The sequence below is a fragment of the Pseudomonas sp. IT-P44 genome, assembly GCF_949768225.1.
In the GTDB taxonomy this organism is placed as follows: domain Bacteria; phylum Pseudomonadota; class Gammaproteobacteria; order Pseudomonadales; family Pseudomonadaceae; genus Aquipseudomonas; species Aquipseudomonas migulae.
In genome coordinates, this window is sequence record NZ_CATKQM010000004.1 from 135,727 (window position 1) to 147,821 (window position 12,095).

Annotated in this window: 8 protein-coding genes and 5 tRNA genes; 2 read left to right on the forward strand and 11 right to left on the reverse strand. The window is 56.1% G+C overall.

Going from position 1 to position 12,095, the window contains the following annotated elements:
• Nucleotides 1-175: 175 nt before the first annotated feature.
• From ACM6IO_RS01525 to ACM6IO_RS01575, 11 genes are all read right to left on the reverse strand, one after another.
• Nucleotides 176-2,047 (reverse strand): SurA N-terminal domain-containing protein, encoded by a 1,872-nt coding sequence (locus tag ACM6IO_RS01525; RefSeq protein WP_192229178.1) that lies wholly within the window; start codon nt 2,045-2,047, stop codon nt 176-178.
• A gap of 102 nt (nt 2,048-2,149) precedes the next feature.
• A tRNA-Leu gene (locus tag ACM6IO_RS01530) sits at nt 2,150-2,227 on the reverse strand.
• Nucleotides 2,228-2,280: 53 nt separating this feature from the next.
• Nucleotides 2,281-2,553 carry an HU family DNA-binding protein gene (locus tag ACM6IO_RS01535; protein WP_002552737.1) on the reverse strand — a complete coding sequence of 91 codons (273 nt, stop codon included), beginning with the start codon at nt 2,551-2,553 and terminating at the stop codon, nt 2,281-2,283.
• Nucleotides 2,554-2,700: 147 nt separating this feature from the next.
• The gene (gene lon, locus ACM6IO_RS01540) at nt 2,701-5,097 is read right to left on the reverse strand and encodes an endopeptidase La (RefSeq protein WP_008034103.1); all 2,397 of its coding nucleotides are present in this window, start codon (nt 5,095-5,097) and stop codon (nt 2,701-2,703) included.
• 162 nt (nt 5,098-5,259) lie between these two features.
• Nucleotides 5,260-6,543 (reverse strand): ATP-dependent Clp protease ATP-binding subunit ClpX, encoded by a 1,284-nt coding sequence (gene clpX / locus ACM6IO_RS01545; protein ID WP_007946893.1) that lies wholly within the window; start codon nt 6,541-6,543, stop codon nt 5,260-5,262.
• Nucleotides 6,544-6,655: 112 nt separating this feature from the next.
• Nucleotides 6,656-7,291, reverse strand: a complete 636-nt coding sequence (gene clpP / locus ACM6IO_RS01550) for an ATP-dependent Clp endopeptidase proteolytic subunit ClpP (protein WP_008034105.1) — start codon at nt 7,289-7,291, stop codon at nt 6,656-6,658.
• A gap of 93 nt (nt 7,292-7,384) precedes the next feature.
• Entirely contained in the window at nt 7,385-8,695 is a 1,311-nt protein-coding gene (tig, locus tag ACM6IO_RS01555; protein ID WP_032832734.1) for a trigger factor, read from the reverse strand.
• Between the two features lie 402 nt (nt 8,696-9,097).
• Nucleotides 9,098-9,173 (reverse strand) — tRNA-His (locus tag ACM6IO_RS01560).
• Nucleotides 9,174-9,250: 77 nt separating this feature from the next.
• Nucleotides 9,251-9,335, reverse strand: a tRNA-Leu gene (locus ACM6IO_RS01565).
• A 54-nt stretch (nt 9,336-9,389) separates the two neighbouring features.
• Nucleotides 9,390-9,465 (reverse strand) — tRNA-His (locus ACM6IO_RS01570).
• Nucleotides 9,466-9,497: 32 nt separating this feature from the next.
• Nucleotides 9,498-9,574 (reverse strand) — tRNA-Arg (locus tag ACM6IO_RS01575).
• Between the two features lie 275 nt (nt 9,575-9,849).
• Here ACM6IO_RS01575 and folD point away from each other — a divergent pair.
• Complete coding sequence (gene folD, locus ACM6IO_RS01580; protein WP_008034109.1) at nt 9,850-10,704, forward strand: bifunctional methylenetetrahydrofolate dehydrogenase/methenyltetrahydrofolate cyclohydrolase FolD; 855 nt, start codon at nt 9,850-9,852, stop codon at nt 10,702-10,704.
• Nucleotides 10,705-10,944: 240 nt separating this feature from the next.
• A complete protein-coding gene (gene pbpG / locus ACM6IO_RS01585; RefSeq protein ID WP_192229177.1) occupies nt 10,945-11,883 on the forward strand; it encodes a D-alanyl-D-alanine endopeptidase in 939 nt (312 codons plus the stop codon).
• Nucleotides 11,884-12,095: the final 212 nt, after the last annotated feature.

Sequence of the window (12,095 nt, forward strand, 5' to 3'; positions counted from 1 at the left end):
CGTCGCATCGATTAGTGTCTTGAAACAGTTACAAGTGTAATGACTGCCATTTACAGGAAAAAGTCGCCCGGAAAAAACTCAGCCGACGGACAGTCCCTGCCCGCTTTTTCTGTGCCCACAAAAAACCCCGGCGGTTTGGCCGGGGTTTTTGTGTCGCGGGAAACTCAGTCAGGCATCAGAAACGCTTGATGTCCGCTTCGGCTTCCAACTGCTTGCGGTAGGCCGCAAAGTCTTGCTGGCCAATGCGCGAGGCGAGGAAGCGACGGTATTGAGCCTTCTCTTCGTCGGTCGGCGCAGCGGCTTCGTTGACGCCGTTCAGACGCACGATCACCAGGCTACCATCGGCCAGGGTCACGCTGCTGAAGGTCGGCTTGTCTTTGGCAACCGGCTTCGGCATGCGGAACAACGCTTGCAGCACAGTCGGGTCAATCCCTTCCTGAGCGCGATTCGCCGCAGCGGTGACTTTCCAGCTCTGACCGTCAATCGCCTTGTCCAGCGGCGTCTTGCCTTCGCGCAGGTTGGCAATCAGCTCATCAGCCTTGGTCTTGGCGGCAGCACTGGCGTGCTCCTTGGCCAATTGCCCACGGATGGCGGCAGACACGCTTTCCAGCGGCAGTTGCGCAGGCTTCAGGTGTTCCTTGGCACGCAACACGATCACGGTTTCCGGATCGAGTTCGATGGCGGTGCTGTTGGCACCCTCATCCAGCACTTCAGGACTGAACGCGGCAGCGATCACCGCACGGTTGGCTGCAACGCCGTCGCCACCTTCCCGGCCGAACGGCTTGGAGGTGTGAACGGTCAGTTTCAGGTCCTGTGCCGGCTGGGCCAGATCGGAAGATTCGAACGACGAGTCTTCCAGTTGCTTGGTCGCCTCGACGAAACGCTGCTCGACCTGCTGGGTTTTCAGCTCGCGGGTCAGCTTGTCTTTCAGGCTGGCCAGGGTCGGAACTTCCGGCGCCTCGACACCCAACAGCTTGATCAGGTGGAAGCCGAAATCAGTACGAACCGGGGCCGAAACCTGGTCCTTGGCCAACGCATACAGCGCGGTTTCGAACGCTGGATCGTAGACGCCAGGGCCTGCGTAACCGAGGTCACCACCGTTGTTCGCCGAACCTGGATCCTGGGAGAATTCCTTGGCCAGGGCCTCGAACTTCTCGCCTTTGGCCAGACGGGCCTGAACTTCTTCGATCTTGGCCTTGGCTTGCGCCTCGGTCACCTTGCCGTTCACTTCGATCAGAATGTGCGCCGCCCGACGTTGCTCGGACAGGTTGGCGATTTCTTTCTGATACGCCGCTTGCAGGTCTTCGTCTTTCACCGCGACCTGATCAAAGAAGGAAGACTTCTTCAATTCGAGGTAATCGATGATCACCTGATCCGGCGTCATGAATTCCTTGGCGTGTTCGTCGTAGTAGGCCTTGACCTCATCGTCGGTCAGCTTCACAGCCGCCGGGTCAGCCTTGACGTTCAGGGTAGCGAAATCGCGGGTCTGTTTTTCCAGACGGGCGAAGGCCAGCACCTGTGCGTCGGTGACGAAACCGCTGCCAGCCAAGCCAGCGCGCAGTTGGCCGATCAGCATTTCCTGAGCCAGCATCTGGCGGAATTGCATGCGGCTGTAGCCGAGCTGACGAATAACCTGATCGAAACGCTCGGAGCTGAACTTGCCGTCCACCTGGAACTCAGGGGTTTGCAGGATCACTTGGTCCAAAGCCGCTTCGGAAAAAGCGAATTTCGAGTTTTCTGCGCCTTGCAGCAGCAGCTTGCGGTCGATCAAGCCTTTGAGGGCCGATTCGCGCAGCATTTTTTCGTCGAGCAAGGAAGCATCGAAATCCTTGCCCAGCTGTTGCATGAGTTGACGGCGTTGCATATCGACCGCCTGGCTCAGCTCGTTCTGGCTGATTTCTTCGCCGTTGACCTTGGCCGCATCGTTACGATGGGTGGTGGCCTGAAAAATGGCGTCGAAACCGGTCAAAGCCATCAGTGCAACGATGACCCCGATAATGGTCTTGGCAATCCAGCCTTGTGAATTGTCCCTGATATTCTGCAGCATGCGTCCCCCAGAAACGGTTGAACTTCAAAATTAGGCAACCGTGGAGCGTGGGTAGAATCCGGATAGAAGAAAGGCGCATCCGAGGATGCGCCTTCTCGTAACTGGCGGAGCGGACCAAGGGTTCGAACTTGCGACCCTCGGTGTCTCGGACCGGCAACTTGCCGACTGGACTACCGCTCCGCTGCCAGGTCAGGCATGACCCCGACCCGGATAGGCAAAAACCTGAATCGAACTTAGTTGACAGCTTCTTTCAGTGCTTTACCGGCTTTGAAACCTGGTTTTTTGGCTGCTGCGATTTCCAGTGTCTTACCGGTCTGTGGGTTACGACCAATGCGAGCTGGACGATCAGTCACGGAGAAAGTACCGAAACCAACCAGAACAACAGAGTCGCCAGCCTTGAGAGCGCCAGTGACGGATTCGATTACAGCGTCCAGCGCACGGCCAGCAGCAGCTTTCGGGATATCAGCGGATGCAGCGATAGCATCAATCAGTTCCGACTTGTTCACTCTAAGTCCCCTTATATCTATTTGAGTATGATTCTAAGTTTTTTGGTGAAAGCAAAAACGAGTGCTGAATGGCCTACAGACACTTAAGAGCCGCTTTATAACAAGGGCTCTAAAAAGCTGTCAACAAGCCCTCCAGGCAAATGCGTACTAATGCGTGCTAATTCTTTCCTTAGAGTCAGACTCGCGTTTTTCATCCTTTGCAACTATCTCCGGAGCTACATCGGGCAAGGGCTCCGGCGCGTATTGCAGCGCAATTTGCAGGACCTCGTCAATCCATTTAACCGGTTTAATCTGCAGATCTTGCTTGATATTGTCAGGAATTTCCTTCAGATCGCGTACGTTCTCTTCAGGAATGATCACCGTCTTGATCCCGCCACGGTGGGCAGCAAGCAGTTTTTCTTTCAGACCGCCAATCGCCAGCACTTGGCCGCGCAAGGTGATTTCACCCGTCATGGCCACGTCAGCGCGCACCGGGATCCCGGTCAACGCCGACACCAGGGCCGTGCACATGCCTACACCGGCGCTAGGGCCGTCCTTCGGGGTCGCCCCTTCCGGCATGTGGATGTGCGTGTCGCGCTTCTCGTGGAAGTCCAGGGGAATGCCCAGGCTCTTCGCGCGGCTGCGGACAACGGTCAAGGCAGCGGTGATCGATTCGACCATCACGTCACCCAGCGAACCGGTCTTGATCAACTGGCCTTTGCCCGGTACGACAGCGGCTTCGATGGTCAGCAATTCGCCGCCCACCTGAGTCCATGCCAGGCCGGTCACCTGACCGATCTGATCCTGCGATTCAGCCAGGCCGTAGCGGAATTTACGCACGCCCAGGAAGTGCTCCAGCATGTCGGCAGTGACCTTCACCGAGAAGCGTTTTTCCAGTGCATGCTCCTTGACCGCCTTGCGGCAAACCTTGGCAATCTGGCGCTCCAGACCACGCACACCGGCTTCACGGGTGTAGTAGCGGATGATGTCGCGGATCGCTTCGGCGTCGAATTCCAGCTCGCCTTTCTTCAAACCGTTGGCCGTGATCTGCTTCGGCGAAAGGTATTTGACGGCGATGTTGATTTTCTCGTCTTCGGTGTAACCCGGCAGACGAATCACTTCCATCCGGTCGAGCAGCGCCGGTGGAATATTCATCGAGTTCGAGGTGCACAGGAACATCACATCGGACAGGTCGTAATCGACTTCCAGATAGTGATCGTTGAAGTTGTGGTTCTGCTCCGGATCGAGCACTTCCAGCAACGCCGATGCTGGATCGCCACGCATGTCGCTGCCCATTTTGTCGATTTCATCGAGCAGGAACAGCGGGTTGCGGACGCCCACTTTTGTCATCTTTTGAATCAATCTACCTGGCATCGAACCGATATAAGTCCGGCGATGACCACGAATTTCCGCTTCATCGCGCACACCACCGAGGGCCATGCGCACGAATTTACGGTTGGTGGCGTGAGCAATCGACTCCGCCAGCGAGGTTTTACCCACACCAGGAGGACCGACAAGGCACAACACCGGGCCACGAATCTTCTTCACGCGCTTTTGCACGGCGAGGTATTCGAGGATGCGTTCTTTGACTTCTTCCAGACCGTAGTGGTCGGCGTCGAGGATGTCTTCTGCACGCGCCAGGTCCAGACGCACTTTGCTCTGAGCCTTCCACGGCACCTGAACCAGCCAGTCGATGTACGAACGCACCACGGTCGCTTCCGCGGACATTGGCGACATTTGTTTCAGCTTGTTCAGTTCAGCCTGGGCCTTGGCCAAGGCGTCTTTCGGCAGGCCGGCGGCATCGATGCGCTTTTTCAGCTCTTCGATTTCGTTATGGCCTTCGTCGCTGTCGCCGAGCTCTTTCTGAATGGCCTTCATCTGCTCATTCAGGTAGTACTCGCGCTGGCTGCGCTCCATTTGTTTTTTGACGCGACCGCGAATGCGTTTTTCGACTTGCAGCAGATCAATCTCGGCATCCAGCAACGCCAGGACGTGCTCGACCCGGGCCGACAAATCGATGATTTCGAGAATTTCCTGCTTCTGCTCGATCTTCAGGGCCATGTGCGCGGCCATGGTATCGACCAGGCGGCCTGGCTCGTCGATGCTGTTGAGCGACGACAGGACTTCAGCGGGGACTTTCTTGCCCAGCTGCACATATTGTTCGAACTGAGCCAGCAAGCTGCGGACAAACACTTCCGACTCGCGCTCAGGCGCATCGACTTCATCGATCAAGGAGACTTCGGCACGGCAATGGCCGTCCACTTCGCTGAAGCGCTCCACGGCGCCGCGCTGCTCACCTTCGACCAGAACCTTGACCGTGCCGTCAGGCAACTTGAGCAACTGCAGAACGGTAGCGATCGTGCCTACGCGATAAAGTGCTTCTTCACCGGGATCGTCGTCAGCAGGGTTTCTCTGGGCCAGCAGAAGGATCTGCTTGTCGCCCGTCATCGCTGCCTCGAGGGCTTCGATGGATTTCTCGCGCCCCACGAACAGCGGGATAACCATGTGCGGATAAACCACGACATCACGCAATGGCAGGAGAGGCAATTCGATGGTTGTCTTCATGATTTCGCCTCTACGGCGGCCATAAGGCCGTAAACAGATGGAAGTAAGCTTGAAACCAAGATGGGGGCTGCCTTGAAAAAAAACAAGCGCAAAGAGGACGTTAAAAATGCTTTAAAAGAAAAGGGGCCCGAAGGCCCCTTCTTTATTCCAGCTGCGTGACGCTTAAGCGTCTGGCGCGGCCTTGGCAGCCGGCTCACTGTTTTCGTAGATATACAGTGGCTTGGACTTGCCTTCTATAACGCTTTCATCGATCACTACTTTACTCACCTCGGACTGCGAGGGGATTTCATACATAGTGTCGAGCAATACGCCTTCGAGAATCGAGCGCAGTCCACGGGCACCGGTCTTGCGTTCCAGGGCACGCTTGGCGACCGATTTGAGTGCGTCGGCCCGGAATTCCAGGTCCACGCCTTCCATCTCGAACAGCTTGGCATACTGTTTGGTCAGAGCATTTTTCGGCTCGGTGAGGATCTGCATCAATGCAGCCTCATCAAGCTCGTCCAGCGTGGCAAGAACCGGCAGACGACCGACGAACTCCGGGATCAGACCGAACTTGACCAGATCGTCAGGCTCGACTTCACGCAGGGATTCACCGACTTTCTTGCCTTCTTCCTTGCTGCGCACTTCTGCGTTGAAACCGATGCCGCCCTTGGTGGAACGGTTTTGAATAACCTTTTCCAGACCAGAGAATGCGCCGCCGCAGATGAACAGGATGTTACGGGTGTCAACCTGAAGGAATTCCTGCTGCGGATGCTTGCGACCACCTTGAGGCGGAACGGAAGCGACCGTACCTTCGATCAGCTTGAGCAGGGCCTGCTGCACGCCTTCACCGGAAACGTCCCGGGTGATCGACGGGTTGTCAGACTTGCGCGAGATCTTGTCGATCTCATCGATGTAGACAATGCCCATCTGGGCTTTTTCTACGTCGTAATCGCACTTCTGCAGCAGCTTCTGAATGATGTTCTCGACATCTTCACCCACATAACCCGCCTCGGTGAGGGTGGTTGCGTCGGCGATGGTGAACGGAACGTTCAACAAGCGGGCCAGTGTTTCGGCAAGCAGGGTTTTACCCGAGCCTGTCGGGCCGATCAGCAAGATGTTGCTCTTGCCGAGTTCGACGTCGTCATTCTTTTTGTCACGCTGGTTCAGGCGTTTGTAGTGGTTGTACACCGCTACAGCCAGAACCTTTTTTGCACGCTCCTGACCAATCACGTACTGATCAAGGATGCCGCTGATTTCTTTAGGCGAAGGCAATTTATGCGCGCTGCTTTCCGCCTGGGCTTCCTGCACCTCCTCTCGGATGATGTCATTGCACAGGTCGACGCACTCGTCGCAGATAAAGACCGAGGGGCCGGCAATCAATTTGCGCACTTCATGCTGGCTTTTGCCACAGAAGGAGCAATAGAGCAGCTTGCCGTTGTCCTCGCCGTTGCGGGTGTCAGTCATTCGTTCGATCCAAATCCGATAGGCTTGCAACACAAGATGAAGGCTATTGCGGGCTTTTTCAAGCCCGCTGGTGATCGGACCAGCCGACCCGCCTTATTTTGAGCTGCTTATATTAAGCGGGGCGCTGGGTGATCACTTCATCGATCAACCCGTATTCACGCGCGGCTTCTGCACTCATGAAATTGTCGCGGTTGGTATCGCGCTCGATCTCTTCAAGCGTACGCCCGCTATGCTTGGCCATCAGCGTGTTGAGACGCTCACGAATGAAGAGGATTTCCTTGGCATGGATTTCGATATCCGAAGCCTGCCCCTGGAAACCGCCCAGTGGCTGGTGAATCATCACGCGTGAGTTCGGCAGGCAGTAACGCTTGCCAGGAGCACCGGCGGTCAGCAGGAATGCGCCCATGCTGCAGGCCTGACCGATACAGGTGGTCGACACGTTAGGCTTGATGAACTGCATGGTGTCGTAGATCGACATGCCCGCCGTCACCGAACCGCCCGGAGAGTTGATATAGAGATGGATGTCCTTGTCCGGGTTTTCCGCTTCAAGGAACAGCAGCTGCGCACAAATCAGGTTGGCCATGTAGTCCTCTACCGGACCCACCAGAAAGATCACCCGCTCCTTGAGAAGACGCGAGTAAATGTCGTAGGCGCGCTCGCCACGAGCAGACTGCTCGACAACCATCGGGACCAGGCCGCCTGCGGCCTGGATATCAGAGTTCTGCTGAATATACGAATTACGGAACATGCTCTGCAGTCACTCCCAAATAGTTATGTCTTGAATACGCATAAGCCAGCACGAAGGCTGGCTTATGGTGTGTGCTTCTTACCGCAGAAAAGATCAGTCGGCTTGTGGAGCTTCTACCGGCTTGACCGCTTCTTCGTAAGAGACCGATTTGTCGGTCACGCTAGCTTTCTGCAGAACAGTATCCACAACTTGCTCTTCCAGCACAACCGAACGGACTTCGTTCAGTTGCTGCTCGTTCTTGTAGTACCAGGACACAACCTGCTCAGGCTCTTGGTAGGCCGAAGCCATTTCCTGGATCATTTCGCGAACGCGGGCTTCGTCAGGCTTGAGGTCGAATTGCTTGACCACTTCAGCCACGATCAGACCCAGAACAACGCGACGCTTGGCTTGCTCTTCGAACAGCTCGGCCGGCAGTTGGTCAGGCTTGATGTTGCCGCCGAACTGCTGAACAGCCTGCACGCGCAGACGGTCAACTTCGTTGGACAGCAGAGCCTTTGGCACTTCGATCGGGTTGGTGGCCAGCAGACCGTCCATTACCTGATTCTTGACCTTGGATTTGATTGCCTGACGCAGTTCACGCTCCATGTTCTTGCGAACTTCGGCGCGGAAGCCTTCCAGACCGGTTTCCTTGATGCCGAATTGAGCGAAGAACTCTTCGTTCAGCTCAGGCAGTTTAGGCTCGGAAACAGTGTTCACAGTCACGGTGAACTCAGCGGTTTTGCCCGCCAGGTCCAGGTTCTGATAGTCAGCTGGGAAGGTCAGGTTCAGAACGCGCTCTTCGCCGGCTTTAGCGCCAACCAGACCGTCTTCGAAACCCGGAATCATGCGGCCGGAACCCAGAACCAGCTGAGTGCCTTTGGCGGAACCGCCAGCGAACACTTCACCGTCAACCTTGCCGACGAAATCGATGTTCAGTTGGTCGTCGTTCTGAGCGGCGCGATCGGCCACTTCGAAACGGGTGTTCTGCTTGCGCAGCACGTCCAGCATTTTGTCCAGATCGGCGTCAGCCACGTCAGCGCTCAGGCGCTCAACGGTGATGCCTTCGAAACCGGCAACGGTGAACTCTGGGAACACTTCGAAAATCGCGACGTATTCCAGGTCTTTGCCAGCTTCCAGGGATTTCGGCTCGATCGAAGGAGCGCCAGCCGGGTTCAGCTTTTGCTCAACTACGGCTTCGTAGAAAGAGGACTGGATGACGTCGCCGACAGCTTCCTGACGTGCATCAGCACCAAAACGGCGCTTGATTTCGCTCATCGGCACTTTGCCTGGACGGAAACCAGCGATCTTGGCCTTTTGGGCGGTCTGCTGCAGACGCTTGTTGACCTGAGTCTCGATGCGCTCAGCCGGCACGGTGATGCTCATGCGGCGCTCAAGAGCAGAAGTATTTTCAACAGAAACTTGCATGGATATTCCTCGTTGCACAGACGTTGGCCGGCCGTTTCCGACCCCAGAATCAAGGGCATGCATTCTAGTAGGTCAAACTCAAGAAGTCACCCTACTGAAAACGGGTAACAACGCAGCAGGCAATTTATAGGTGCGAATGCATGAATGCATCTCGCCCCGGTGGCAAATACAGCCAATCATGCCAGGGCTCTGCGCCAACCCTTCTATATATAGAAGCGATTGCCAGGCATCTCCCTGACAGCCGATCTCGCGAGCAAGACCGGCGAGCAGCACGGCATCATCGAGAAACAAAAATACGACGAAACGCCCTGCGCCTGCGACCCAGAACCTGCAGTCGCGAAACACTCAAACCACTAAAACAAAAAAGGCGCCAGACTGTTAAATCTGGCGCCTTTCGGAATATGGGGTGGACGATGGGGATCGAACCCACGACAACGGGAGTCACAATCCCGTGCTCTACCAACTGAGCTACGCCCACCATATTGCGTAACAAAGAAGCCAAACAACTTCTTCGTTGAGCTCCAGCCAAGCCAGCGGCCTGAATGAAGCTTTATTTGGTGCGGATGAAGAGACTCGAACTCTTACGCCTCGCGGCGCTGGAACCTAAATCCAGTGTGTCTACCAATTCCACCACATCCGCATGTAGCCGTTAAAGCAAAGGCGCCAGACTGTTAATCTGGCGCCTTTCGAAATATGGGGTGGACGATGGGGATCGAACCCACGACAACGGGAGTCACAATCCCGTGCTCTACCAACTGAGCTACGCCCACCATATCGCGTTACTTGTGCCAAAGCTGCCTAATGGCGCACCCGGCAGGACTCGAACCTGCGACCATCCGCTTAGAAGGCGGATGCTCTATCCAGCTGAGCTACGGGCGCCTTGTTAATCTGTACCCTTGAAGGACTACAAACTAAGTGCTTTCCAGCCTTGCAGAATCGTAATTCCACTCGACCTTCTTAACCAGTGCTAGGCTGTGCCCGACAAGTGCGACGAATAGTATAGAGCCCCCCGTAGGGCGTCAAATCCTTTTTAAAAAAAATTCATTTAATTAAAGGGGTTAGAGGAATTTGCAGACCAAGCGCCTTTGCCCTCACCTCATGACATGCGAGAATGCGTTCTCTTTTTTTCCCCTCTCGATGGTTAATCACGCGCAATGACTGCACAACTAATCGACGGCAAATCGATCGCCGCCAGCCTGCGCCAGCAGATCGCCAAACGCGTCACCGAGCGTCGCCAGCAAGGCCTGCGCACTCCCGGTCTCGCGGTGATCCTGGTCGGCAGCGATCCTGCCTCTCAGGTTTATGTCTCGCACAAGCGTAAAGACTGTGAAGAGGTCGGCTTCATTTCCCAAGCCTACGACCTGCCTTCCGAAACCACTCAAGAAGCGCTGACCGCCCTGATCGATCGCCTGAACGACGACCCGGCAATCGACGGCGTTCTGCTTCAACTTCCGCTGCCTGAACACCTGGACGCGTCCAAATTGCTGGAACGCATTCGTCCGGACAAAGACGTCGACGGCTTCCATCCTTATAACGTCGGTCGTCTGGCCCAGCGCATTCCGCTGCTGCGCCCTTGCACGCCCAAAGGGATCATGACCCTGCTGGAAAGCACCGGGGCCGATCTTTACGGGATGGATGCAGTGGTCGTCGGCGCCTCCAACATTGTCGGGCGACCGATGGCGATGGAATTGCTGCTGGCCGGTTGCACCGTGACCGTCACCCACCGCTTCACCAAGGATCTGGCAGGCCACGTCGGTCGCGCCGATCTGGTGGTGGTCGCCGCCGGCAAGCCGGGCCTGGTCAAGGGTGAGTGGATCAAGGAAGGCGCGATCGTGATCGACGTCGGCATCAACCGTCAGGAAGACGGCAAACTGGTCGGCGACGTGATCTACGAAACCGCCCTGCCCCGCGCTGGCTGGATCACTCCAGTACCGGGCGGCGTCGGCCCGATGACCCGCGCCTGCCTGCTGGAAAATACGCTGTATGCAGCGGAAACGCTGCACAGCTGAGTTCACGCCTCGATCCAGGCAACGAACAAAAGAACCCCGCCAATGGCGGGGTTCTTTTTGCCCGCTGAACAGCCCCTACCACTCGCCGGAAACCTGCTGTTTTGTAGGGCTTTTCAAGGACTTTGACTTGTTGATTGAACAACCATCGACAGTTCTTCAGCCATACTCCTAAAATGCGTCGTTTTTTTAAGCAACAGCCCGTTACAAAACGGCTAATCCACACCTTATGAGTCTGCCAGCGTGAAAATCCGTCTTTCCATCCTGAGCCTATTTTTTGTATTTACAGGGACGTTCATCACGCCAACGGTCAATGCTGCTGAAACCACCGCGGCACCTCGAGATACGAAACAACTCAAGCTGGCTTCCGGCAGCTCTTTGCTGCTGGATATGCAGACCAACAAAGTCATCTATGCCAGCAACCCCGATGTGGTTGTCCCTATCGCCTCCGTCAGCAAATTGATGACTGGTCTTGTCGTGGTCGAAGCCAGGCAGAACATGGACGAGTACATCAATATCAACATCAGCGATACGCCAGAAATGAAAGGCGTGTATTCCCGGGTGAAACTCAAAAGCGAATTGCCGCGCAGGGAAATGCTGCTGATCGCGCTGATGTCCTCGGAAAACCGCGCAGCCGCGAGCCTGGCCCACCACTATCCAGGCGGCTATGTCGCATTCATTGCCGCGATGAACGCCAAGGCCAAGGCGTTGGGCATGACCAGCACCCACTTCGTCGAACCGACTGGCCTCTCCCCTCGTAACGTTTCTACCGCACGCGACCTGAGCAAATTGCTGATCGCGGCGCACAAGTACCCGTTATTGACCGAGTTGAGCACCACCAAGGAAAAAACCGTCTCGTTTCGCAAACCCAATTACAGCCTGGGTTTCCGCAACACCGACCATCTGGTCGGCAAGCCGAACTGGGACATCAAGTTGACCAAAACCGGCTTTACCAATGAAGCCGGCCACTGCCTGGTACTGGTGACCAGCATGGGTAATCGTCCGGTGGCGCTGGTGATTCTCGATGCGTACGGCAAGTACACACACTTCGCCGATGCCAGTCGTATTCGAAACTGGGTCGAGACCGGCAAGGGCGCCAATGTTCCGTCTGAGGCCTTGCAGTACAAGTCGGAGAAGAACCTCAAGCACCGTCAGAGTGGTGTGGTTGAGGCTTCGAAGTAGTTGGGTATATATCCGTTTCTTCGGTAACGGCGGCTTATGGTTTCGCCCTTACGGCGAGTCACTTTCGAAAAGCGCGAAAGTAACCAAAGCGCTCTTGCCCCTTTCGTTCGGTGCCTCGCTAATGCTCGGCATGCCCTCGCTCCGGTCCTGCTCCGTGGGCCCGCCGCCATCGGCCATCCATGGCCGGGGGCGGCTAACCCGGCATCCATGCC